Source organism: Serratia odorifera (assembly GCF_041448735.1).
Classification (GTDB): Bacteria; Pseudomonadota; Gammaproteobacteria; order Enterobacterales; family Enterobacteriaceae; genus Serratia_F; species Serratia_F odorifera.
In genome coordinates this window covers 359,505-385,133 of record NZ_JBGMUT010000001.1, presented here as the reverse complement: position 1 = coordinate 385,133, position 25,629 = coordinate 359,505, and the positions used below count along the sequence as shown (strand labels likewise).

Below are 25,629 nucleotides of genomic sequence, written 5' to 3'. Positions count from 1 at the left end.
ATCATGCCACTGGCGATAAAAAAGTCAATCGGCTAATCCATGATGATCGCACAATATGTTTATTAAATTTCTGGAGTCTCGTTCACAGGCGGGGCGGCAGAGGTTTTTCGCCGGTGGGTACCAGCACAATATGGCCATGGCAGCAGGATAATTTGCACAGTCCGCAACCATTGCATTGCCGATCGTCACACTGCCACTGAGCTTCAGCGTTGGCCGTCTGGTTGAACGACAGCGCCCGTTGCGGGCAGCTGATGACGCACATCCGGCAGCCGTCCCGCAGCCCCAGACAGCTCGCGCTGATTTGCGGCCGCAGAGTGGTGTCGCTCGGCATGCCGGCGCGTAACGCGCCGGTCTGGCAAGCGGATGTGCATTTCAGGCAATGATCGCACTCGGTAAACTCGACGTTGAGCACAGCCTTGCCCTGCTGCACCGTCAATAATCCATAAGGACAGGCGTCGCTACAGTCACCACAGCCGTTGCAAGCCGCGCAGAACAGTGCTTCGGGCAACGCCTGCGGTGGACGTGCGCTGGGCGGCGTGGGAGCCATCTCCGCTTGCCTGGCGCGCGTAACCCAACCGGTGAACAGCCGTCGACGCTGGCTGCCTTCAGCACTCAGCGACGGTTCACTTTTCATCAGAAATGCAGCTCCAGCTCGACTACCGGTTCGCTGCATTGTTCTGCCCACGCGCTCAGCGTACTTTGTGCCAACTGCGCCAGCCCCAGATAGAACGGATGGACGGCATGCTGTTCCAGCAAACTCAGAAAACGTGGCGCCCAAGGCAACAGATGCTGGCTCAATAGCGCCTGCAACAACCGGCCCTGTTGCTCTTCCGCCAGCCAGGCGGCCATCATCAGCAAAGTGCCAAGATGATCTTCCGGTTCGTTCTGTTCGCGCTGAGTATCAATACCATTATTCCTCAGCCATTTGCGTAGTCGCAACGTAGAATCGCCGAACAAAACGTTCTCTTTATCCAGATAGACCGAGCCCCACGGCGGCGCCGGCAAGGCATACGGGCCGACAAACAGCCGTTGATAAGCCTCGCAAAGCGTCTCCGACTGTTGATCCTTAATGCCTTCGGCTATCAGTTGCGCCGCAGCCTGGTTCTCGCCATAAGGCCACTCCGCCAGCCAGACCGGGTCTGTCATCGTCGCCAGCAAGGCACGGCATTCATCACTCTCAGGCGGCGCATACAGCAACACCCCCAGCACACGGCCGGTTAACGCAATATTATCAAGCTTCATAAGCATCAGATTTCCAACAGGGCACCGTCAATCGCCACCGTTCACACCGTTTTTTGCCAGACCGCCGGCGGTCACGTCGCTGCCGCCGTAAAACGATGAGAAATCCAGTGGCGCCAACGGCACCCGTAGTCAATATTAACCCGCCACCGCCATACCGACGGTCATGTGCAGGCCGTAAAATACCCCGCGGCCAATCAGTTCCCCGGCCACTATCAGTATCAGGCCGAGCGCCAACGCCGCCACGCTCGCGTTACCACGGCGCAACTGCGGGCAGATCCAACAGCCAAACCCCAACACCAGCAGCAGCAAACGCCAGACCATTAACTGACCATACTGTGGAATCAATGCCGACGCCTGCTGGACCGAACTGCTGATGGTCGCCAGTTCACTGCCCTGCATCATCGCAGCTCCCAGACTGATCAGCAGCGCAACCACGCCAATCATCATCAGCACATTACGCCAGGCCAACCTCAACCCGGCAGCCTGCAACAGCAGCATGCCCAGCATCGGCCCTGCGATAAACACCGTCAGGAAGAAGCCGAGCGTAGTGTAACCGTTATACCAGGTCGGCACCGTATCTATCTGATAGACCCGCGTCATGGCATAGACAAACAATAGCCCCAGCAATATGGTCAGCCCCAGCCACAGCTTGCCCAACGCCGGTGGCATCTTGTGCAATACCGCCAGCAGCCAGTAAATGCCGCCCACGGCAAAGAACAGCGAACCGCTGGCAATTTCATTGCTCAACGCCGAAGCGCCCACGCGATTGAGCGAATTAAACGCCCGCAGCGGCGAACCGAGGTGCAAAACGGAAGCAACAAAGGCAATCCCCATCAATAGCCACAGAAAGAACATTGATCGATGCAGTGCCTGCGTTTCACGCGCGGTCAGTTGCCCTTTAATCAGCACCCATCCCGTCACCATCACGCCGCCCACCACGCATTGGCCCAATACCGTAAACAGCATCAGCGGCCATTCATGCCATCCCATACCCATATCAAACCTCCTTCGGATTGGCCAGATGGCCAGTGGTATCACCGGTTGGCCGACTGTTGGCGTTCGGTTTGAGCACAATGCTCGGTTTGGTGAAATGCGCCGCCGGCAACGGAGCAACCTGAGCCAATTGACCATGCTGTTGGCGCAATTCGTCAATCGGGCCAAAGTCCAGCGCACGCAGGGGACAAGACTCCACGCAGATCGGTTTGCGACCCTCGGCCACCCGCTGATAGCAGCCATCACACTTGGTCATATGTCCTTTGGCGGCGTTGTACTGCGGCGCGCCATAAGGACAGGCCATATGGCAATAACGACAACCAATGCAGACCTCTTCATTGACGACCACGAAGCCGTCATCACGCTTGTGCATCGCCCCTGTCGGGCACACTTGGGTACAGGCCGGCTGTTCACAATGGTTGCAGGCGATCGACAGATAATAGGCAAAGACATTTTGCTGCCAGCCGTCCCCATCCTGCTGCCAATCACCACCGGCATATTCATAGATACGGCGGAAGCTGACGTCAGGCGTCAGGTTTTTATAATCTTTGCATGCCAGCTCGCAGGTTTTACAGCCGGTGCAACGACTTGAATCAATAAAAAATCCGTATTGCGTAGTCATCAGCTACTCCTTAAACCTTGGCAACCTGTACCAGGTTGGTATGAGACGGGTTACCCTTCGCCAGTGGCGATGGCCGCTGACTGGTCAGTACGTTAATGCTGCCGGCGTGATCGATACGGCTGCCATCCGGGGAATACCAGGCACCCTCGCCCAGCGCCACCACGCCCGGCCGCATACGCGGCGTGACTTTGGCATTAATCCGCACTTCGCCACGCTGGTTGAACACCCGAATCAGATCGCCGTGGTTGATGCCACGTTGTTTGGCATCCAGCGGGTTGATCCACATTTCCTGGCGGCAGGCCGCTTGCAGTACGTCGACATTGCCATAGGTGGAATGGGTGCGCGCCTTGTAGTGAAAACCGGTCAATTGCAGCGGATATTGGCCGGCCAACGGATCGTCGTAATTCTCGAATCCGGCGGCGTAGACCGGTAAGGGATGAATCACGTCGTCCTTGGCCAACTCCCAGTTTGCTGCCAGGTCGGCCAGTGCCGCAGAGTAGATTTCGATCTTGCCCGACGGCGTGGTCAGCGGATTGGCCTGCGGATCGGCACGGAAAGCGCGGTAGGCGACATGATGACCGTCCGGATCGCGTTGCTTGTAAATGCCCTGGGCCAGGAACTGTTCAAAGCTCGGCAGCCCCGGGATCCTGTCGCGCGATTGTTGATACAGATGACGCAGCCACTGTTCCTGGCTGCGGCCTTCGGTAAATTGTTGCTCAACCCCCATGCGTCGGGCGATTTCGCTGGTCATGTCATAAATGGTCTTGCATTCGAAACGCGGTTTGATCGCCTGATTGGCAAAAATCACATACCCCATATTGCCGCTGGAGGCATCCAGGCAGAAGTCCATCTGTTCTGACGCGGTACAATCCGGCAGGATCAGATCGGCATATTTCGCCGAGGAGGTCATATGGTTATCAATCACTACGATCATTTCGCACTGCTGTTCATCCTGCAAAATGTCATGGGTACGGTTAATATCCGAGTGCTGATTGATCAGGCAGTTACCGGCGTAGTTCCAGATAAACTTGATCGGCACATCCAGCTTGTCCTTGCCGCGTACGCCATCGCGTTTGGCGGTCATTTCCGGGCCACGCCAGATAGCATCGGTCCACAAGAACATCGAAATGCTGGTTTTTACCGGGTTTTCCAGCGTCGGCATACGGACAAACGGCAGGCTGTACGACCCTTCCCGCGCACCGCTATTGCCGCCGTTAATGCCCACGTTGCCGGTCAGGATCGCCAGCATGGCGATGGCGCGTGTGGTGATTTCTCCGTTGGCATGGCGCTGCGGTCCCCAGCCCTGACAGATATAGGCCGGTTTGCTGCTGCCGATCTCGCGCGCCAGCTTGATGATGCGCGCAGCCGGAATACCGGTGATCTTTTCTGCCCAGGCAGGGGTTTTCTCGATGCCGTCGTCACCCTGACCCAGAATGTAAGCCTTGTAATGACCATTGGCCGGCGCGCCGGCGGGCAAGGTTCTTTCATCATAGCCAACGCAGTATTTGTCCAGAAACGGCTGGTCGACCAGGTTTTCGGCGATCAACACGTGGGCCATACCGGCGACCAGTGCCGCATCAGTTCCCGGCCGGATCGGGATCCACTCATCCTCTCGACCCGCGGCGGTATCGGTATAACGGGGATCAATGACAATCATCCGCGCATTAGAGCGTTCACGCGCCTGCTCCAGCAGATAAGTCACCCCACCGCCGCTCATTCGGGTTTCGCCGGGATTATTGCCGAACATCACTACCAGTTTGCTGTTTTCTATGTCGGTCGGGCTATTACCGTCGGCCCAACCGCCGTAGGTGTAGTTGAGACCTGCGGCAATCTGCGCCGAACTGTAATCGCCATAGTGATTTAAATAACCTCCGCAGCAATTCATCAGGCGGGCGATCAGCGTCGCGCCAGGCGGCCATGAACGGGTCATGGTGCCACCCAGGGTGCCGGTGCCATAATTAAGGTAAATCGCTTCGTTGCCGTAATCGCGGATAATTCGCTGCAGGTTGTCGCTAACGCGTGCGAAGGCCTCCTCCCAACTGATGCGCTTGAATTTACCCTCTCCGCGCTTGCCGACCCGCAGCATCGGATACTTCAGTCGGTCCGGGTTATACACCCGACGCCGCATCGACCGACCGCGCAGACAGGCGCGCACCTGATGCAGACCTTCATCGTCATCGCTGCCGGTATTATCGGTTTCGACGTAACAAATTTCACCGTCCGCCACATGCATGCGCAGCGGGCAACGGCTGCCACAGTTAACCGTGCAGGCGCTCCAGACAATCTTCTTCTCGGGTTGAGACGTTGTCGGCGCGTTCGTAGCATCCTGCGCCACCGCCCGTCGGGTAAACGGCAATGAAATGCCGCCAGCCATCAGCGCCAGACTGCCAATGGCGGTATTCTTAACCAATTTGCGCCTGGTACACGCAAAACCGGACCGGACTGGCGTTTCTTTTTCACTCATAATGATATCGCTCTGGGTTGCTTCAATTCGCCGCACTGCCAAGCTGCGGCAACAAAAATGGTAAAAACGGGCGTCAGCCCGCGGTTACAGCTTCTCGATTTGAATCAGATTGGTATGCTGCGGATTGCCTTTTGCCAATGGTGAAGGCCGGTGAGTGGTCAGGGTGTTCATACAGGCGCCATGATCGATACGATCGCCTTTCATGTTGGCCTGATGCCAGGCCCCCTGTCCCATGGCAACCACCCCAGGCATGATGCGCGGCGTTACTTTGGCGGCCACGCGTATCTCGCCGCGCGGGTTGAATACCCGCACCCTGTCGCCTTGCGCGATATTACGCGCTTGCGCATCCAGGGGATTGATCCACACCTCCTGCCGGCAGGCGGCCTGTAGTACATCGATGTTGGCATAGGTCGAATGGGTACGCGCCTTATAGTGAAAACCAAACATTTGCAGCGGATACTCTTGGCGCAGCGGATCGTCCCAGCCTTCAAAGGTTGAAGCGTAAACCGGCAACGGGCTGATGGTTTCGTCGGGTTGCAGTTGCCAGCTGCCGGCAATTTCGGCCAGCCGGGCGGAATAGATTTCAATCTTGCCGGAAGGTGTATTGAGTGGATGAGCCTGCGGATCCTGGCGGAACTGCTGATAGGCAACAAAATGGCCAGCCGGATCTTTGCGCTTATAAATCCCCATCTCGCGCAGCGCTTCATAGGACGGCAGTTGCGGATCGCGCGCCTGCATTTTGGCGTACAGGTAGCGTAGCCATTGCTCCTGCGTGCGTCCTTCGGTGAATTTCTGATGCACCTCCGGCCCCAGACGACGCGCTATTTCACTCATCACGGTATAAATTGGCTGGCGTTCAAACTTGGCGGAGGTGGCGGGCTGAATGAATATCAGATATCCCATATTGCCGGCATAGTCGTTGGGAATGATGTCTTCCTGTTCGACGGTCATCAGATCAGGCAGCAGAATATCGGCATATTTCGCCGAATCGGTCATAAAGTTTTCCAGCACCACAATCATTTCGCACCGGCTGTCATCCTGCAAAATGTCATGGGTTTTATTGATGTCCGAATGCTGGTTGGTGAGAGTGTTGCCGGCATAGTTCCAGATGAACTTGATCGGTACCCCCAGTTTATCCTCACCGCGCACACCGTCAGCTGTGGCGGTCATCTCCGGCCCACGCATGATGGCATCGGTCCAGCTAAAGCAGGATATTTGCGTCTTAACCGGATTTTCCAATACCGGCATACGTTCGATAGTGATGGTATAGGTGGACTCGCGCGCGCCGCTATTGCCGCCGTTAATGCCGACGTTACCGGTCAAAATAGGCAGCATGGCGATGGCCCGCGCGGTCAACTCGCCGTTGGCCTGGCGCTGTGGCCCCCAGCCCTGAGAGATATAAGCCGGTTTGGCGCTGCCGATCTCACGCGCCAGCTTGATGATGCGTTCAGCAGGAATACCGGTGATGCCTGCTGCCCAGGCCGGGGTTTTTTCGATACCGTCATCCCCCTGACCAAGGATGTATGCCTTGTAATGACCGTTGGCCGGCGCACCGGCGGGCAAGGTCTTTTCATCATAGCCAACGCAGTATTTATCCAGAAACGGCTGATCGACCAGGTTTTCGGCGATCAACACGTGTGCCATGCCGGCGACCAATGCGGCGTCGGTACCCGGACGGATCGGGATCCACTCATCTTCGCGGCCCGCGGCGGTATCGGTATAGCGGGGATCTATAACGATCATCCGCGCATTAGAGCGTTCACGCGCCTGTTCCAGATAATAGGTAATGCCACCGCCGCTCATTCGGGTTTCGGCCGGATTATTGCCGAACAGCACCACCAACTTGCTGTTTTCAATGTCCGAGGTGCTGTTGCCCTGGTTGCTGCCGTAGGTATACGGCATGGCACAGGCAATCTGTGCGGTGCTGTAGGTGCCGTAATGACCGAGAAAACCGCCGTAACAGTTCATCAGGCGTGCCACCAGCGAGGCGTAGGGAGACGAGCGGGTGATATTGCCGCCGACGATGCCGGAGGTGTAATTGATGTAAACCGCTTTGTTGCCATAGTTGGCAACGATGCGTTGCAGGTTGCTGACAATCTCGCTGTAAGCCTGCTCCCAACTGATGCGTTTGAATTTGCCTTCGCCGCGTTTGCCGACGCGCTTCATCGGATAGTTGAGTCGTTCAGGGTGGTTAATGCGACGCCGAATGGAACGTCCACGCAAACAGGCTCTAACCTGATGATCACCATAACTGTCGGTGCCGGTATTATCCGTTTCCACCCAGTAGACTTCGTCGTCACGCACATGCAGGCGTAGCGCGCAGCGGCTGCCGCAGTTAACCGAACACGCCCCCCACACCACTTTATCCTCGGCGGTTTTAGCCGCAGCATGACTGACCGCTTCCGCCAGCACCCGACGACTAAATGGCAATGATATGCCACTGGCAGCCAGTGCCAGTCCTGCCATCGAGCCGGTTTTCACCAAGCTCCGACGACTGATTTCCCTGGTCAGCACGCTCGTTGTAGTTTCCGACATACGCTCACTCCAAATTTATCCCAATCCTGGGAATACCATGTCTGGTGATGCACAGATGGCTGGAGGAGTGCAGAGGATGCGTTTGTGATTTTATGGCAACGAAATAACCCCTCCATAGTGAGGGATATTACCCAGAAATGAGTAGCAAACTTTGTCTGCTATCAATAAAGCGGGAAAGTTTTTCCGGCAGTAGGACTTTTACCCAAGCCGCCAGCGCCGAGTGAAAAAAAAAGCGCCCTAAGGCGCTTTCAGTGAGATCGATGGTTTGTTAACCGATGTATTCCAGACCGCCCATGTACTGACGCAATACGTCAGGCACCTGGATACGGCCATCGGCTTGCTGATAGTTTTCCAGCACTGCCACCAGGGTGCGGCCAACCGCCAAACCGGAACCGTTCAGGGTATGCACCAGTCGCGGCTTTTTCTCGGTTTTATTACGGCAGCGAGCCTGCATGCGACGCGCCTGGAAATCCCACATATTGGAACATGAGGAGATCTCACGGTAGGTATTTTGCGCCGGCAGCCATACTTCCAAATCGTAGGTTTTGCTGGAACCAAAGCCCATGTCACCGGTGCACAGCAGCACCTTGCGGTATGGCAGGTTCAACAGCTGCAACACTTTCTCGGCATGACCGGTCAGTTCTTCCAGCGCATCCATCGAATCTTCCGGACGTACAATCTGCACCATCTCGACTTTGTCGAACTGGTGCATGCGGATCAGCCCTCGGGTATCACGCCCATAGGAGCCAGCTTCGGAACGGAAGCAAGGCGTATGCGCGGTCATTTTCAACGGCAGGGATTCTTCTTCCAGAATTTCGTCGCGCACTAGGTTGGTCAACGGCACTTCTGCGGTCGGGATCAGCGCATAGTTGCTGCTGTCGGATTCTTCTTCCAGCGGCTTGGTGTGGAACAGATCTTCACCAAACTTCGGCAGTTGCCCGGTACCGTACAGCGTCGCGTGGTTGACCAGATACGGTACGTAGGTTTCCAGGTAACCATGCTGTTCGGTGTGCAGATCCAGCATAAACTGCGCCAGCGCACGGTGCATGCGGGCTATCTGCCCTTTCATCACCACAAAGCGTGCACCGGTCAGCTTGACCGCCGAGGCAAAATCCAGACCGCCGGCCATTTCGCCAAGCTCGACGTGATCGCGCACGCTGAAATCATACTGACGCGGTTCGCCCCAGCGGCTGACTTCCTGGTTTTCGCTCTCGTCTTTGCCGTTCGGCACAGAATCATCCGGCAGATTTGGCAACGCCAGCGCGTAGTCGCGGATTTCGCTTTGCAGCTTGTCCAGCTCCGCCTTGGCGGCATCCAGCTTTTCACCCAGATCGTTAACTTCGCGACGCAGCGGCTCAATGTCTTCCCCGCGCGCTTTTGCCGCGCCGATGGATTTCGATCGGGAGTTACGTTCTGCTTGCAGCGTTTCGGTTGCTACCTGCAACACTTTACGGCGTTCTTCTTGTGAACGCAGCAGATCCAGATCGAGTTTAAAGCCTCGGCGAGCCAGTTTTTCGGCGACTGCGTCTAGCTCGTTACGCAGCAGATTGGGATCGAGCATGCTAATCCTGTGCTTGTTGTTATTGAAAGAAAATTTGTCGTTCTATGCCGCTAATGAAAAGCCGCATAAAGGAAGAGTGATACCTGCTAACCTTACCGCAACGGCAACGCTAGCGGTAGCGTTTTGTCTGGCTATTTTGATCCTGCTCAGCGAGCCATGCCAACTTTTCACCGATTTTACCTTCCAGACCGCGCGCGGTCGGTTGATAGTAGCGCGTATTGGCCATTTCAGGCGGGAAATAGTTCTCGCCGGCAGCGTACGCGTTGGGTTCATCGTGCGCATAGCGGTATTCCGCACCCAGGCCCATTTCTTTCATCAGCTTGGTTGGCGCGTTGCGCAGGTGTTCCGGCACATCGTAGTCGGCCATCTCTTTGGCATCGCGCATTGCCGCCTTGAAGGCGGTATATACCGCGTTGCTTTTCGGTGCGCAGGCCAGATAGACGATGGCCTGCGCTATCGCCCGCTCGCCTTCGGCCGGGCCGACGCGGGTAAAGCAATCCCAGGCGGCAATCGCCACCTGCATGCCGCGAGGATCGGCGTTGCCGACGTCTTCCGAGGCAATCGCCAGCAGGCGGCGCGCCACATAGAGCGGATCGCCGCCGGCGGTAATGATGCGCGCATACCAGTACAGAGCAGCGTCCGGCGCCGAGCCGCGCACCGATTTGTGCAGGGCGGAAATCAGATCGTAATAGCGGTCGCCTTTATTATCAAAGCGCGCGCTGCGTTCACCGGAAACCTCTTTCAACAGTGCCGCCGTCAGCACCCGCTGGCCGCGATCGTCGACCTCCGCCATGTCTGCCATCATTTCCAGACTGTTGAGCGCACGGCGTGCATCGCCACCGACCAGTTCCGACAGCATGCGCCGCGTCTCTTCAGGCAATACGATATTCTGGCCGCCAAAGCCGCGGCTACTGTCGTTCATCGCCTGGTCCAGCACCTGGCTGATGTCATCAGCGGTCAGCGCTTTCAGCAAGTAGACGCGCGCACGCGACAATAATGCCGAATTCAATTCGAAGGACGGGTTCTCCGTGGTGGCGCCGATAAAGGTGATGGTGCCGTCTTCAATGTGCGGCAGGAAGGCATCCTGTTGACTCTTGTTGAAACGGTGTACTTCGTCGACGAACAAAATGGTGCGGCGCCCCGCATCGCGGTTCTGCCGTGCACGCTCGATTGCCTCGCGGATCTCCTTGATGCCGGAGGTAACGGCAGAAATACGCTCTACGTCGGCCTGACCATAACGGCCTATCAGTTCTGCCAACGTGGTTTTCCCGGTGCCCGGCGGCCCCCATAGAATCATCGAATGCAACTGCCCGGCCTCAATGGCCCGCGGCAACGGTTTGCCCGGCGCCAGCAGATGTTGCTGACCGATGTACTGCGCCAACGTTGTTGGCCGCATACGCGCAGCCAACGGTTGGAATTCATTGTGGGAAAAATCGAGCGACAGATTATTACTCACGCAAACCTCACTGGCGCTGGTCGTCCAGCGTCACCCCCTTTGGCGGGGTAAATTTGAATTTGCCGGCGTCAACTGTGGTGTTCTGCTGGCTTTTCAAGGCATAAGCGCTACGCTGGCCGTCTTGTTCTACCGCCGCAAAGCTCTTGATGGTCCCGCTATTGGTCACAGAAATCGCAAACTGCTTCAGGTTGCCGCTGCTGGACTTTGGCGTCAGTTCAAAATCATCGCCTTTCTGTTTGATGTTGTACTGCTTCCAGTCACTCGGGCTGTTGCGGGTGATCAGCATGAACGGCGTATTACCGGTGGCGCTTTTCAGCCAGGTTGCCGTAACCTGCTCGACAAAGGGATTATAGAACCACAGCGTTTCACCGTCGGAAACCAGCACGCTTTCGTCCGGCGAGGTCATGTGCCAGTTAAACAGATTGGGACGCTTGACCCAGAGTTCGCCCTCACCCTGCTGCACCGCCGAACCATCGCCGCCGGTCACGGTCTGGGTAAAGCTGGCGTGGAAACTGTTCACTTTCGCCAGGCGAGTCTGCAGATCCTGTGCGGCATCGGCCAGCACAGAAGTAGAAGCGAACCCGGACAGCAGACAACAGGCAACTAACAGTTTTTTCATTATTCCAGATACCTTATTCAATGCGTTTACCGCAGGGCAAGCCCATGCGGATCAAATGACCCGTAACGCCCCCACTTTACCGAATGCCTGCGGGCGGCAAAACGGCCAATATTCCGAGAAGGCGCGGTTTTACGCTTCTTTGCACAAGGGCCGCAGAGCGGCCCTTTATGAGTTTCAACGATCGGTCAGCAATCATTCATGCCGCGGCGGTGCCAGCACCTCACGGTTGCCGTTGTGGCCCTGCTCGCTGACAATGCCCTGCGCTTCCATCTGTTCGATGATACGCGCCGCGCGGTTATAACCAATACGGAACTGGCGCTGTACGCCGGAGATAGAGGCGCGACGTTTGTCGACCACAAACTCCACCGCCTGATCAAACAGCGGATCCAGCTCCTCATCACCGTCGATCCCGCCCCCGGCACCGCCTTCGCCATCGTCACCGGCGCTGAGGATACCTTCTTTATATTGGGGCCGCTCACGCGCTTTCCAATCCTTGACCACCGCATGCACTTCCTGATCGCGCACAAAGGCGCCGTGCACACGTACCGGAATGGAAGAGTTGGGCGCCAGGTACAGCATGTCACCCATCCCCAGCAAGGATTCGGCACCGCCCTGATCGAGAATGGTGCGTGAGTCAATCTTGCTCGACACGGTAAAGGCGATACGCGTTGGAATGTTGGCTTTGATCAACCCGGTAATAACGTCCACCGAAGGACGCTGGGTCGCCAGTACCAGGTGAATACCGGCCGCACGCGCTTTCTGCGCCAGGCGGGCAATCAGCTCTTCGACCTTCTTGCCGACCGTCATGATCAGATCGGCGAATTCGTCGACCATCACCACGATGTACGGTTCTTTTTCCAATACCGGCGGCGTGATGTCCATGCTGTCGCTCGGCTTCCAGAATGGATCCGGGATTGGCCGCCCCATGGCTTCGGCCTGATCGACGCGCTCGTTGTAGCCGGCGATATTTCGCACGCCCAGTGCGGACATCAGCTTGTAACGACGCTCCATTTCGGCGACACACCAGCGCAAGGCATTGGCGGCGTCCTTCATGTCGGTAACCACGTCGGTCAACAGATGCGGAATACCTTCATAGACCGACAGTTCAAGCATTTTCGGGTCGATCATGATAAAGCGCACTTCCTTCGGCGTGGCTTTATACAGGATACTGAGGATCATGGCGTTAACGCCCACCGACTTACCGGAGCCGGTCGTACCGGCCACCAGCAGGTGAGGCATTTTGCCCAGATCCGCCACCACCGGCTCGCCGGAAATATCCTTGCCCAGTACGATTGACAGCGGCGACGGATTATCACGGAACGCCGGACAATCGAGCACTTCACGCAGATATACCGTTTGGCGTTTGGCGTTCGGCAGTTCCAGACCAACATAAGGCTTGCCGGGGATGACTTCCACCACGCGGACTGCCGGCGTCGACAGGGAGCGTGCCAGGTCGCGCGACAGGTTGGAGATGCGTGCAGCCTTCACCCCTGGCGCCAAATCCAGTTCAAAACGGGTAATTACCGGCCCCGGTAGAATATCGACCACGTCAGCCTTCACACGGTAATCCGCCAGGCTGGCTTCAACCAGGCGCGCCTTTTGCTCGAGTGCGAACGAATCCACCGGCTCGACTTCTTTTGGCGCCTCGGTCAGCAGATCCAGCGTTGGCAACGGCGTGGTAGGCTTTTGCAACGGTTGGTCGTTGCGCATCAGGAACGGGTGGATCAGGCTATCCATCGCTGGCGGCCGCGGCGCGGCAGGTTGCGACGGCGGCTGATAGGCCTGCTGCTGAACCTGCTGTTGCTGTTGCTGATAAGCTGGCTGCACCGGTTGCTGCGGCTGAGCCTGATAAGCTGGCGATTGCGGTTGTTGCTGCCCGTAATGTGGCGGCTGTTCCGGCGGCTGGTAGGCCTGCTGTTGCGGCTGTTGATAAGCTGGCTGCGCCGGTTGTTGCGGCGAAGCCTGATGAGGTTGCTGCTCGGGCTGCGCCGCTTCCGCCTGCGGTGAAAGGGTAAACAGCGGCTCGCTTGGACCATCATCAACCAGATCGTCGATCGGCGAGAAGCTGAACGCATTGCTGGTATCAACCGAGCGTGATGTTGGCTCGGCTTGCGGCTGCGACGTTTCGGCGTAACGTGCCTGCTGCTGTTCGGCAAATGCCTGACGCAGCGCGGCCTCTTGCAACGCCTCTTCATCATCCTGCGGAAGTTGCTCGCCATAGCGCTGGCTTTGTTGCTCGGCGAATGCCTGACGCAGTGCGGCCTCTTGCAGCGCCTCATCGTCTTGCGGGTTGGTGCTGGCGGCAGGCTGTGGCGCTTCGTCGCGGCTGCGCTGTTCCTGTTCGGCCATACGCTGCGAAGGCAGCTTGATGCCGTAGGAAGCCAGTTCGCGACGCGTCGGGATGCGTACCGGGTTTGGCCGAGGCAGTTCAGGGCCGATCCCCTGTTTTACCTGTGCACCGGCGTCGCTGGTGGCGCTGAATGCCGGCATAAAGGTATTGGCGGCTGCAGCGGCAACGCTGGCTGCAGCCGCGGCGTCAACCTGTGGTTTGCCGTCAACCGGCGAGGCGGCGTCTGCGGCGGCAAAGCCGTTGCCTACCTCAACCTCGCTGCTGGCGCGCTGCGCCGCAGAGAAATCAAACGGCGATGATTCATGCGGCGTGGCCGGCGCAGTTTGCCAGTCGCCCAGGGGCGGCTCATCGGCATCCTGATAGGGATCAACCTGATGCGGCGTTTTCGGCGTTGGCGTTTCTTCCGGGATTTCAAAAGAATACAACGGCGGCAGCGCGTTATCCGGCTGAGCGCTCATTGGCTGCTGGCTGACCGACGTCGGCGCCTGTGGCGCAGCGGTCACCGCAGCCGTTGGCACCGCTGCAGCAGCCGGCACCGCTGGCGAGGCCGCTGCCGTGGTCGCAGCCTCAGGCACCACCTGGTCAACGCCGGTGTGCTCATCGTCGGTGGCACGCAGAGTATCGAGCGGGTCGGCCGCCTGCTGTGCGCTTTCGGTTACGGAAGGCGCAGAGAACAGCACGTCGTCGTTATCGCTGGCGGCAGTCGCGGCAAGCGTGGGCGCAGTTGTATGGCCTGCAGATTCCGGCTCATCGATATAACGAGAGTCATCGTCATGATAACTCTCGTCACGGCGCGAACGGTTGGTCATAAAGGTCGCCACGCCCAGCACCGCACCGCCGATCTTTTCGGCGATCACCAGCCAGGACCAGCCGGTGAACAACGTCAGACCGGCCGCCCATATGCACAGCAGAGCCAGAGTAGCGCCAATGCCATTGAACCACGGGAGCATGGCGTTGCTCAGCAGACTGCCGATCACGCCGCCGGAAGCGAAGTAATAGAGGTCATCGACGTTAAGCGCCGCCAGCCCACACGAGGTGAGTACCAGCGCCAATGTGCCGATCAGGCGCAGTGACAGCGCAAAATAGTCGATATAGTCACCGCTGTCGCGCTGGCGATAAGCGACCCAGCACAGGATGACCATGATCGGTGGTATCGCGTAGGCGAGCACCCCGAAGGTGAAGAACAGTGTATCGGCCAACCAGGCCCCTACGCCACCGCCCAGATTATGAATCGGCTCATGCCATGCGGTCTGTGACCAGCTCGGATCAGATGGATTGAAACTGACCAGCGCAGCCATGAGGTAAACGGCAAAAATCGCTACCACAATCAACACAGCTTCCAGCAACCGGCGGCCACTGCTGAGTTTCTTTAGGGTAACTTCTTTATCTTCTGTGTATTCCTGGCTCAAGAAAGGCTCTCCAGGTTCCTGTTAGCGGATAACGTAACAGCGCCGAGAAGCTTCCCCGGCGCCGAAACTGTATGAATAAACAGGAGTGTAACGAATTTTATCAGGTTTTGCACCTGCACCTTACCGTGTTTTGATAACCAGACGGTTACTCTGTTTCACTTCTTCCATAACCACGTAGGTACGGGTGTCATTTACCCCCGGCAGACGCAGCAGCGTTTCGCCGAGCAGTTTACGGTAAGCCGACATATCCGGTACGCGGGTTTTCAACAGATAGTCGAAATCGCCGGACACCAGATGACACTCCTGAATCTCTTCAAGCTTCTGTACTGCCGAATTGAATTGCTCAAATACGTCTGGCGCGCCACGGTTCAAGGTGATTTCTACAAAAACCAGCAGCGATGCATCCAGATAATGCGGATTAAGCAATGCGGTATAACCATGAATGAAACCCTGACGCTCGAGGCGACGCACACGTTCCAAACACGGCGTTGGGGATAACCCCACGCGCTTTGAAAGCTCAACGTTCGAAATGCGGCCATCCTTTTGCAGTTCATTCAGGATGTTGCGATCGATACGGTCGAGATCTTTACCCGGGCGTTTCTTATTGTCTGCCATTCTTATTGTCTCTCTTATTTTCTTCCCTGCACTTGCCACACCCTAGCCAACGTCAATGTGTTAAGGGCTCGTTCCAAGCGAAGACCCGATGCCTGTTGTTTGCCGCCGATTTCGACTGGAAACCGACTGCGTTAGTGCTTCTTCACTACCCTCTTTTCCCGTTGCACAGCCTGTCTGTCAAACCCTGTGCGCGGGGATAATTTCTTCTTCCTATGATGTTTTCGCAAATGCGCAGCGGATTGTCAAAGTAAAAGAAGCAAAATCAGAAGAACGTACCGTTAAGAAAAGTCAGCGCCCCATTTTTGGTTATGAATCGCTGGTGGAAAAAGCGTGGCAGATAGCGGCATAAACCCGGCAAAAATGTGAATTTTCATTCATTGCCGTTTATTCTTTCCGCAGTGGCTCATATAAATTAAATTGCTGTATTTTGCTCTGCCCTCGCTGGCAACTTATTAATTAATAGGCAATAGCTATCAAACAAATCGTTAACAACATCCGCTGGTGCTTTTTTTACTGTCGCATTTTCCCTACAATCGGTTTCATTGTCCGCCATTGTGGGAAAAGAGGTTATTCATGGGCACGGCTAAACATAGCAAGTTATTGATTTTGGGCTCTGGCCCAGCGGGCTACACCGCGGCAGTGTATGCGGCACGCGCAAACCTGAATCCGGTGTTGATTACCGGCATGGAACAGGGCGGTCAACTGACCACCACCACCGAAGTGGAGAACTGGCCGGGCGACGCGGAAGGCCTGACAGGCCCCGTGCTGATGGAACGCATGCGCGAGCACGCAGAAAAATTCCAGACCGAAATCATTTTTGATCATATCAACAGCGTGGAGTTGCAGAACCGTCCATTCCGCCTGGTTGGCGACAGCGGTGAATACACCTGCGACGCGCTGATCATCGCTACCGGCGCTTCCGCCCGCTACCTCGGTCTGCCAACCGAAGAGGCATTCAAGGGTAAAGGGGTTTCCGCCTGCGCCACCTGTGACGGTTTCTTCTATCGTAACCAGAAAGTGGCGGTGGTCGGCGGCGGCAATACCGCCGTGGAAGAAGCGCTGTATTTGTCCAACATCGCCGCAGAAGTGCATCTGATTCACCGTCGCGACAGTTTCCGTTCCGAGAAGATCCTGATTGACCGGTTAATGGACAAGGTCAACAACGGCAACATCGTGCTGCACACCGACCATACTCTGGACGAAGTACTGGGCGATGAAATGGGCGTAACCGGCGTGCGCATTCGCAGCACCCGGCATGAAGAACGCACCAGCGACCTGGCGGTTGCCGGGGTGTTTATCGCCATCGGCCACAGCCCTAACACCGGTATCTTCGGCGGCCAGCTGGAATTGGAAAACGGCTACATCAAGGTACAGTCCGGTATCCACGGCAATGCCACCCAAACCAGTATCCCTGGCGTGTTTGCCGCTGGCGACGTGATGGATCATATCTACCGCCAGGCGATCACCTCTGCCGGCACCGGCTGTATGGCGGCACTGGATGCGGAACGTTACCTCGACGGCATCGCTCAGGCTGAAGTGCTGTAACCCCTCCAGTCAGTCCTTACCGATATTGACAAATAAGGCGGCCAATTGGTCGCCTTATTGCTTTTCAGTCTGCGCAGTGACGAGGTAACATTGACCTTCACTTGTGCGCTTCCGGTTGAAGCAAACACTTTTTTTAACAGTATGTTAACCAAGCCTGTGATCACAGGCGTCGGCGACGCAGACACTCCTGATGAAAAAAACCAGACAGCACCAGCTCACCCAATGGCTTAAGACACAGAGCGCTTTGGCAAAGCGTTGGTTACGCCTTTCCATGTTACTCGGATTGTTCAGCGGCATATTGATTGTCGCACAGGCCTGGCTCCTGGCCGCCCTGCTTCATGCGCTGATCGTCGAACACACGCCACGCGATCAACTGACCCCGTGGTTTATCTGGCTGGTCGCCACTTTTGCGCTGCGGGCGCTGTTGAGCTGGCTGCGCGAACGCGTGGGCTTCCTTTGCGGCCAGGCGATCCGCCAACGGCTACGCCAGCAGGTGCTGGACAAACTCCAACGGCTAGGGCCCGCATGGGTTCAGGGCAAGCCGGCCGGCAGCTGGGCGTCGATCATCATCGAGCAAATCGAGGATATGCAGGATTATTATTCGCGTTATCTGCCGCAAATGTACCTGGCGGTATTCATTCCGTTGCTGATTTTAGTCACCGTACTGCCAATCAACTGGGCCGCCGGGCTGATTCTGCTGGTCACCGCACCGTTGATTCCGCTGTTTATGGCGTTGGTCGGCATGGGCGCCGCCGACGCCAACCGCCGCAACTTCGTGGCATTGGCGCGCCTGAGCGGCAATTTCCTCGATCGGCTGCGCGGTCTGGACACCCTACGCCTGTTCCACCGCGGGCAGGCAGAAACCGACCATATCGCCAGCGCCTCCGAAGACTTCCGTCGTCGCACCATGGAGGTTTTGCGCATGGCCTTTCTTTCTTCGGCAGTGCTGGAGTTTTTCGCTTCGCTGTCGATCGCCGTGGTCGCGGTCTATTTTGGTTTCTCGTACCTGGGCGAGTTGAACTTTGGCAGTTACGGCACTGGCGTCACGCTGTTTGCCGGTTTTCTGGTGCTGATTCTGGCGCCGGAATTCTTCCAGCCGTTGCGCGATTTGGGCGCGTTCTATCACGCCAAGGCTCAGGCGGTAGGGGCCGCTGAAATGCTGGAAACCTTCCTCAGTGCCGAAGCTGACGGGATCGGCAACGGCACGCTGACGCTGAATGAGCACGATGCGCTCACGCTGACCGCCGAGCAGTTGGAAATCCTGTCGCCGCAAGGCGTGCTGCTGGCCGGGCCATTGAGTTTCACCCTGCCGGCCAACCAGCGTATTGCGCTGGTGGGGTTGAGCGGTGCGGGTAAAAGTTCGCTGCTGAATCTGCTGCTCGGCTTCCTGCCCTATCGCGGCTCGCTGCGCATCAATGGCATCGAATTGCGCGATCTGAACGCGGAAGGCTGGCGACAGCGGCTCGGCTGGGTTGGGCAAAATCCTCATCTGCCGGCACAGACGCTGCGTGACAACATCCTGCTGGGCAATGCGCAGGCCGATGAACAACAGTTGCAACAGGCGGTAGAACAGGCCTATGTCAATGAGTTCCTGCCGCAGTTGCCTGATGGTCTGGAGACCGTTCTGGGTGATAGCGCAGCGCGGCTGTCGGTCGGCCAGGCGCAGCGGGTTGCGGTAGCGCGGGCGTTGATCAGCCCACGCCAGCTATTATTGCTCGACGAGCCTGCCGCCAGTCTGGACGCCCACAGCGAACGGCTGGTGATGCAGGCGCTCAACGCCGCTTCCCGTCGGCAAACCACTCTGCTGGTCACCCATCAGTTGGAAGATACCGAAGACTTCGACCAAATTTGGGTAATGGATAACGGACAAATCGTCCAGCAAGGCGATTACGCCACGCTGGGCGCCCAATCCGGGCTATTTGCCACCTTGATCGCACACCGCAGCGGGGAGCTATAATCATGCGCGTTTTGCTGCCGTTTCTGGCGTTGTATCGCCGCCATGCCTTGCTGATGACGCTGGGTATTCTGCTGGCCATCATCACTCTGCTGGCCAGCATCGGCCTGCTGGCGCTGTCCGGCTGGTTCCTTGCCGCCTCGGCGCTGGCCGGACTGGCCGGGCTGTATACGTTCAACTACATGCTGCCGGCCGCCGGCGTGCGCGGCGCGGCGATTTTCCGCACCGCCGGGCGCTATGCCGAACGGCTGGTCAGCCATGACGCCACTTTCCGCGTGCTGTCGCATCTGCGGGTGTTCACCTTTAAAAAGATCCTGCCGCTGTCGCCGGGCGGCATGGCCCGTTTCCGCCAGGCGGAGCTGCTGAACCGACTGGTCGCGGACGTTGATACGCTCGATCATCTGTATCTGCGGGTGATTTCGCCGTTGGTAAGCGCCGCGGTGGTGATCGCCGTAGTGACCTTCGGCCTGAGTTTTATCGACCCCGCGCTGGCATTGACGCTGGGTAGCATTCTGCTGTTGCTGCTGTTACTGGTACCGCCGCTGTTTTATCGCCTCGGTAAACCGATTGGCGGTGAACTGACCGCCTTGCGCAGCCAGTACCGCACCGATCTCACCGCCTGGCTGCAAGGCCAGGCTGAACTGGTGGTATTCGGCGCGGTGCAGCGTTTCCGCGCGGCGTTGACCACCACCGAGCGCCATTGGCAACGTCGTCAATGGCAGCAGGCCTCGCTGGGCGGCAAGGCGCAGGCGCTGATGATCCTGGCCAGCGGCGTGACCGTTACCCTGCTGCTGTGGCTGGCCGCCAACGGCGTGGGCGGCAATAACCAACCCGGCGCGCTGATCGCATTGTTCGTCTTCACTGCGCTGGCCTGTTTTGAAGCGTTGATGCCGGTGGCCGGTGCCTTTCAGCACCTGGGCCAGGTCATCGCTTCCGCCACCCGCGTCAAGCAGTTGATCGATCAGCAGCCAGAGGTGATTTTCCCAAATCACGGGCCGCAGGCAAAAGACAGCGCCGCGCTAAGCCTGCAACAGCTCTGCTTCAGCTACCCGCAGCAACCGCAGCCGGTGCTGCGTAACGTGGCATTGCAGGTGGCAGCCGGCGAGCATATCGCCCTGCTGGGGCGAACCGGCTGTGGTAAATCAACGCTGCTGCAACTGCTGACCCGCGCCTGGAACGCCGACAGCGGTGAAATATTGCTGAACGGCCAGCCGTTGGCCAGCTACGCTGAAGACACGCTGCGCGCCATGACCAGCGTCGTCAGCCAGCGTGTACACGTATTCAGCAGCACCCTGCGTGAAAACCTGCTGCTGGCGGCACCAGACGCAGACGATGCCGCGCTGAAAACGGTGCTGGAACAGGTAGGTCTGGGAAAACTGTTGGAAAATGACGGGTTGAACGCCTGGCTGGGCGAAGGCGGTCGTCAGCTTTCCGGCGGCGAGCAACGCCGTCTGGGCGTCGCCCGTGCGCTACTGCATCCGGCGCCGTTACTGTTGCTTGATGAGCCGACCGAGGGCCTGGATGCGGAAACCGAGCAGCAGATCCTGGCGCTGCTGCGCCTGCATTGTCAGGGCAGGACGCTGATTCTGGTCACCCATCGCCTGTACGGTCTGGAGCATATGGACCGCATCTGCGTGATGGACGGCGGGCAGATTGTTGAACAGGGAAACCATGCTACCCTGCTGCGGCTGCAAGGTCGTTACGCCCAATTCCGGCAACGTATCTGATTCGCGCTGTACAGGCCGCTAAGGAGATTTATGCGTATCGTCAAGCTCTCGTCGCATTCACTGGCGTTCCCTTCGCCAGAGGCCGCGCTGCGCGATCCCAACGGGCTGTTGGCCATCGGCGGCGACCTGAGCGCGCCACGGCTATTGGCGGCCTATCAGCGCGGCATCTTCCCCTGGTATTCGCCGGGGGAGGCAATTCTGTGGTGGTCACCGGATCCGCGCGCGGTGCTGTTCCCTGACGAACGCCACCTCAGCCGCAGTTTCAAGCGCTTCCTGCGCGGCAACCCTTTTCGCATTACCCTGAACCATAATTTTTCCGCCGTGATCGCCGCCTGCGCCGAACGGCCGCTCGAAGGCACCTGGATCGGCCCGGAAGTGCAACGCGCCTATCTTCAGTTGCACCAGCTCGGCCATGCGCATTCGGTTGAGGTATGGCAAGGCGAACAACTGGTCGGCGGCATGTACGGCGTGGCGCAGGGCGCGCTGTTTTGCGGTGAATCGATGTTCAGCCGCACTGACAACGCCTCGAAATGCGCATTGATGGCCTTTTGCCAGCATTTTTCAGCTTTCGGCGGTGAATTGATTGACTGTCAGGTGCTTAACGCGCACACTTCCCGGCTTGGCGCACGCGAAATCCCTCGCCGCCAATTTTTGCAGCAGCTCAGTTACCTTCAGCGCCGGACGTTAGCCTCGGAGTGCTGGATGCCGCAAGCGTTACCCCCACAGCAGGTTGAACCACCCTCCCCAACAAACTAATTTTGCGGAAACGGTGCAATGTTCACCGACACTTCTTTACATAATGTGGGTTTTTCGGCATTATCTTGCCGGTTAAAAACTAAGGTAGTTACACCTAGAGGATTCGATGGCCAAAGAAGACAATATTGAAATGCAGGGCACCGTTCTTGATACGCTGCCGAACACCATGTTCCGCGTTGAATTGGAAAACGGGCACGTGGTAACCGCTCATATCTCCGGTAAAATGCGTAAAAACTATATCCGCATCCTGACGGGCGACAAAGTCACTGTAGAGCTGACCCCGTACGACCTGAGCAAAGGCCGCATTGTCTTCCGTAGCCGTTAATCGGCTAACTGGTCGCCAGTCGCTGGCGACACCGAGGATGTAAATCCCTCCGGAGCCCTTTCCGTTTATCCCCGCCGCAACGTTCATTACCCCGTTGGTCGTGCGTAGGTAAACTGAGAGGGCTCGCCTATTTGTGCCGTACGCGAATTGCACGCGTAAAAAAAGCGATGCCAAAGCATCGCTTTTTGTTATTTAACCCAGCGGCAATCAATGCACGCCTTCGTCCGCCTTGCGTTTTTGCGCACTGAGGAAATGGTAGGTCAGCTTCTGGGTTTCCTTGTCCAGCTCGACCTTCACCGATCCTCCCTCCACCAGCGAACCAAACAGCAATTCGTTGGCCAACGGTTTCTTCAGGTTTTCCTGCATCACACGCGCCATCGGACGAGCACCCATCGCACGATCGTAGCCCTTCACCGACAGCCAGTCGCGTGCGTCGTCGCTGACTTCCAGCGATACCCCCTTCGCATCCAGCTGCGCCTGCAGTTCGACGATAAACTTGTCGACAACCTGCTGGATAACCGCAGTGGACAGATGGTTGAACCAGATAATGTTGTCCAGACGGTTACGGAATTCCGGCGTGAACACTTTCTTGATTTCTTCCATCGCGTCGGTACTGTTGTCCTGCTCGATCAGGCCGATCGACTTGCGTTCGGTCTCACGCACGCCGGCGTTGGTGGTCATCACCAGGATCACGTTGCGGAAATCCGCCTTGCGGCCGTTATTATCGGTCAGCGTTCCGTTGTCCATCACCTGCAGCAGCAGGTTGAACACGTCCGGATGCGCCTTTTCGATTTCGTCCAGCAGCACCACCGAATGCGGATGCTTGATGACCGCATCGGTCAGCAAACCGCCCTGATCGTAACCGACATAGCCCGGAGGTGCGCCAATCAGACGGCTGACGGTATGCCGTTCCATATATTCGGACATATCAAAGCGCAGCAGCTCAATGTCCAGCGCCTTCGCCAATTGTACCGTGACTTCGGTTTTACCGACGCCGGTCGGACCGGCAAACAGGAAGGAACCGACCGGTTTGCGCTCGTGCCCCAGGCCTGCGCGGCTCATCTTGATCGCTTCGGTCAATGCCTCGATCGCCGGATCCTGGCCAAACACCAGCATCTTCAGACGATCGCCCAGGTTTTTCAGCACGTCGCGATCGCTCGCAGAGACGGTTTTCTCCGGGATACGCGCAATACGCGCCACCACAGATTCAATGTCCGCCACGTTAACGGTTTTCTTGCGCTTGCTGACCGGCATCAGACGGCTACGCGCGCCGGCTTCATCGATCACGTCAATCGCCTTGTCCGGCAAATGACGATCGTTGATGTACTTCACCGACAGCTCAACGGCCGCCCGCACCGCTTTGGCGGTGTAACGCACGTCGTGGTGCGCTTCATATTTGGTCTTCAGGCCATTGATGATCTGGACGGTTTCTTCCGCCGTCGGCTCGGTAATGTCGATTTTCTGGAAGCGACGAGCCAGCGCCCGGTCCTTTTCGAAAATATTGCTGAATTCCTGATAGGTGGTCGAACCAATCACCCGGATCTTGCCGCTCGACAACAGCGGTTTGATCAGGTTGGCGGCGTCAACCTGCCCACCGGAAGCGGCACCGGCGCCGATAATGGTATGGATTTCGTCAATAAACAGAATGCTGTTCTGATCCTGCTCCAACTGCTTGAGCAGGGCCTTGAAACGTTTTTCGAAGTCGCCGCGGTATTTGGTACCCGCCAACAGCGAACCGATATCCAGCGAATACAGCGTACAGTCTGCCATCACTTCCGGCACGTCGCCCTGCACGATACGCCACGCCAGCCCCTCGGCGATGGCCGTTTTACCGACGCCCGACTCCCCCACCAGCAGCGGGTTGTTTTTACGACGGCGGCACAGCACCTGAATCGCGCGTTCCAGTTCGCGGTCGCGGCCAATCAGCGGGTCGATCCCGCCCACGCGGGCCAGCTGATTGAGGTTGGTGGTGAAGTTTTCCATACGGTCTTCCCCTCCGGACTGCTCTTCGTTTACCGGGTTCTCCGCGTTCGGTGCCTGGCCCGGCTCGTCTTTACGTGTGCCATGAGAAATGAAGTTCACCACGTCAAGACGGCTGACGTCGTGTTTACGCAGCAGGTAAGCCGCCTGTGATTCCTGCTCGCTGAAAATCGCCACCAGCACGTTGGCACCGGAAACTTCACTACGGCCGGAAGATTGTACATGGAAGACCGCACGCTGGAGTACGCGCTGGAAGCTGAGCGTCGGCTGTGTGTCGCGCTCTTCTTCGCTGGCGGGCAGCGTTGGCGTGGTCTGTTCGATAAAGGCTTCCAGTTCCTGACGCAATGCCGCCAGATCCACCGTACATGCCTCGAGCGCTTCACGCGCGGCAGGGTTGCTGAGTAACGCCAGCAACAGGTGCTCCACGGTCATAAACTCGTGTCTGTGCTCACGCGCCCTGGCGAAAGCCATGTTGAGACTGAGTTCCAGTTCTTGATTGAGCATAAGCACCTCCCCAATAAATCGCCTGTTCAGGCTTTTTCCAGCGTACAAAGCAACGGATGCTCGTTCTCCCTTGCGTACCGGTTCACATGGACGACTTTGGTCTCCGCCACCTCGGCGGTGAATACCCCGCAAATCGCCTTGCCTTGATAGTGGACCGTGAGCATCAGTTGCGTTGCGCGTTCAATATCATAAGAAAAGAACTTTTGCAGAACGTCAATCACAAATTCCATCGGTGTGTAATCGTCGTTGTTAAGTATAACTTTATACATTGACGGCGGTTTTACCGCATCGATTTGTTTTTCTTCGGCCAAGTGTTCAAAATTTAGCCAGTCGTTGTTATTGCCCATCGCTGCTCGTCTTCTCTTGTGTACCCTCAGATATGGGGTCGCGTTCAGGTTATTCAAACGGGGATCGTTACTATTTTATCATCTTCGGTCGTATTGTGCCGCTGCGAGACCGTCGCTGAAATCACTGATATTTTGTTACCAAAGCATGTCAATAGCGTTACCTGCTTCAAACTTTGGTGAACTGCTGCCGCCCGACAAAAGCCGATCGCTTGACGTGATGATCATTTGCTCTAGAGTGTAAATTCGTGAGCTGTTGGTCTTTTAACCACTGCGCGCTCACCAGAAATCAGTTATTCATCTCACTTAAAATAGCGTTGCGAGGGATGTAGAAGCATGGAGACGGGTACTGTTAAATGGTTCAACAACGCCAAGGGTTTCGGTTTTATCTGCCCTGAAGGCGGCGGCGAAGATATTTTCGCACATTATTCGACAATCAAGATGGATGGCTACAGAACGTTGAAGGCGGGCCAACAGGTCAGGTTTGACGTACACCAAGGCCCCAAAGGAAACCATGCGAGTCTTATTGTGCCCCTGGAAAGCGAGGCGCTGGCCTGAACGTTTCCCGCAGAAGCAGTCGATCTGCAATGCCATGTCAAAAATGCCAGCCGCCGTATGACTGGCATTT

20 protein-coding genes are annotated in these 25,629 nt (G+C 57.2%); 7 read left to right on the top strand and 13 right to left on the bottom strand.

Annotated elements, in window-relative coordinates:
• Positions 1–82: 82 nt before the first annotated feature.
• From ACCC84_RS01785 to lrp, 11 genes are all read right to left on the bottom strand, one after another.
• Complete coding sequence (locus ACCC84_RS01785) at positions 83–634, bottom strand: 4Fe-4S dicluster domain-containing protein (protein WP_004964958.1); 552 nt, start codon at positions 632–634, stop codon at positions 83–85.
• Positions 634–1,242, bottom strand: a complete 609-nt coding sequence (dmsD, locus tag ACCC84_RS01780) for a Tat proofreading chaperone DmsD (RefSeq protein ID WP_371901487.1) — start codon at positions 1,240–1,242, stop codon at positions 634–636. Before dmsD ends, ACCC84_RS01785 begins: the two co-directional genes overlap by 1 nt.
• A gap of 135 nt (positions 1,243–1,377) precedes the next feature.
• A complete protein-coding gene (locus tag ACCC84_RS01775; protein ID WP_004964966.1) occupies positions 1,378–2,238 on the bottom strand; it encodes a DmsC/YnfH family molybdoenzyme membrane anchor subunit in 861 nt (286 codons plus the stop codon).
• 1 nt (position 2,239) lies between these two features.
• Complete coding sequence (locus tag ACCC84_RS01770; protein ID WP_004964969.1) at positions 2,240–2,857, bottom strand: DMSO/selenate family reductase complex B subunit; 618 nt, start codon at positions 2,855–2,857, stop codon at positions 2,240–2,242.
• Positions 2,858–2,867: 10 nt separating this feature from the next.
• Entirely contained in the window at positions 2,868–5,321 is a 2,454-nt protein-coding gene (dmsA, locus tag ACCC84_RS01765) for a dimethylsulfoxide reductase subunit A (RefSeq protein ID WP_371901486.1), read from the bottom strand.
• Positions 5,322–5,405: 84 nt separating this feature from the next.
• Entirely contained in the window at positions 5,406–7,856 is a 2,451-nt protein-coding gene (gene ynfE, locus ACCC84_RS01760) for a selenate/tellurate reductase subunit YnfE (protein WP_371901485.1), read from the bottom strand.
• A 268-nt stretch (positions 7,857–8,124) separates the two neighbouring features.
• Entirely contained in the window at positions 8,125–9,417 is a 1,293-nt protein-coding gene (gene serS / locus ACCC84_RS01755; protein WP_198772755.1) for a serine--tRNA ligase, read from the bottom strand.
• A 109-nt stretch (positions 9,418–9,526) separates the two neighbouring features.
• Entirely contained in the window at positions 9,527–10,813 is a 1,287-nt protein-coding gene (locus ACCC84_RS01750; protein ID WP_004964980.1) for a replication-associated recombination protein A, read from the bottom strand.
• A 67-nt stretch (positions 10,814–10,880) separates the two neighbouring features.
• The gene (gene lolA / locus ACCC84_RS01745; RefSeq protein WP_004964982.1) at positions 10,881–11,492 is read right to left on the bottom strand and encodes an outer membrane lipoprotein periplasmic chaperone LolA; all 612 of its coding nucleotides are present in this window, start codon (positions 11,490–11,492) and stop codon (positions 10,881–10,883) included.
• A gap of 192 nt (positions 11,493–11,684) precedes the next feature.
• Complete coding sequence (locus tag ACCC84_RS01740) at positions 11,685–15,251, bottom strand: DNA translocase FtsK 4TM domain-containing protein (protein ID WP_371901484.1); 3,567 nt, start codon at positions 15,249–15,251, stop codon at positions 11,685–11,687.
• 120 nt (positions 15,252–15,371) lie between these two features.
• Positions 15,372–15,866, bottom strand: coding sequence for a leucine-responsive transcriptional regulator Lrp (gene lrp / locus ACCC84_RS01735; protein WP_004928318.1), 495 nt, complete (start codon positions 15,864–15,866; stop codon positions 15,372–15,374).
• Between the two features lie 88 nt (positions 15,867–15,954).
• Between lrp and ACCC84_RS01730 the strand changes: the two genes are divergently transcribed.
• From ACCC84_RS01730 to infA, 6 genes are all read left to right on the top strand, one after another.
• On the top strand, positions 15,955–16,215 hold the full coding sequence (locus tag ACCC84_RS01730) for a hypothetical protein (protein ID WP_127913612.1): 261 nt from the start codon (positions 15,955–15,957) through the stop codon (positions 16,213–16,215).
• 224 nt (positions 16,216–16,439) lie between these two features.
• Positions 16,440–17,411, top strand: coding sequence for a thioredoxin-disulfide reductase (trxB, locus tag ACCC84_RS01725; RefSeq protein WP_371901483.1), 972 nt, complete (start codon positions 16,440–16,442; stop codon positions 17,409–17,411).
• Positions 17,412–17,601: 190 nt separating this feature from the next.
• A complete protein-coding gene (gene cydD, locus ACCC84_RS01720; protein WP_004964990.1) occupies positions 17,602–19,368 on the top strand; it encodes a heme ABC transporter permease/ATP-binding protein CydD in 1,767 nt (588 codons plus the stop codon).
• A 2-nt stretch (positions 19,369–19,370) separates the two neighbouring features.
• Complete coding sequence (gene cydC / locus ACCC84_RS01715) at positions 19,371–21,092, top strand: heme ABC transporter ATP-binding protein/permease CydC (RefSeq protein ID WP_004964994.1); 1,722 nt, start codon at positions 19,371–19,373, stop codon at positions 21,090–21,092.
• A gap of 30 nt (positions 21,093–21,122) precedes the next feature.
• Complete coding sequence (aat, locus tag ACCC84_RS01710; protein WP_004964997.1) at positions 21,123–21,848, top strand: leucyl/phenylalanyl-tRNA--protein transferase; 726 nt, start codon at positions 21,123–21,125, stop codon at positions 21,846–21,848.
• 106 nt (positions 21,849–21,954) lie between these two features.
• Entirely contained in the window at positions 21,955–22,173 is a 219-nt protein-coding gene (gene infA, locus ACCC84_RS01705) for a translation initiation factor IF-1 (protein ID WP_002211347.1), read from the top strand.
• Positions 22,174–22,380: 207 nt separating this feature from the next.
• Here infA and clpA read toward each other — a convergent pair whose 3' ends face one another.
• A complete protein-coding gene (clpA, locus tag ACCC84_RS01700; protein WP_004965004.1) occupies positions 22,381–24,657 on the bottom strand; it encodes an ATP-dependent Clp protease ATP-binding subunit ClpA in 2,277 nt (758 codons plus the stop codon).
• 26 nt (positions 24,658–24,683) lie between these two features.
• Positions 24,684–25,004 carry an ATP-dependent Clp protease adapter ClpS gene (clpS, locus tag ACCC84_RS01695; RefSeq protein WP_004928347.1) on the bottom strand — a complete coding sequence of 107 codons (321 nt, stop codon included), beginning with the start codon at positions 25,002–25,004 and terminating at the stop codon, positions 24,684–24,686.
• A gap of 333 nt (positions 25,005–25,337) precedes the next feature.
• Here clpS and cspD point away from each other — a divergent pair, with 333 nt between their 5' ends.
• Positions 25,338–25,559 (top strand): cold shock-like protein CspD, encoded by a 222-nt coding sequence (gene cspD, locus ACCC84_RS01690; RefSeq protein ID WP_004965007.1) that lies wholly within the window; start codon positions 25,338–25,340, stop codon positions 25,557–25,559.
• Positions 25,560–25,629: the final 70 nt, after the last annotated feature.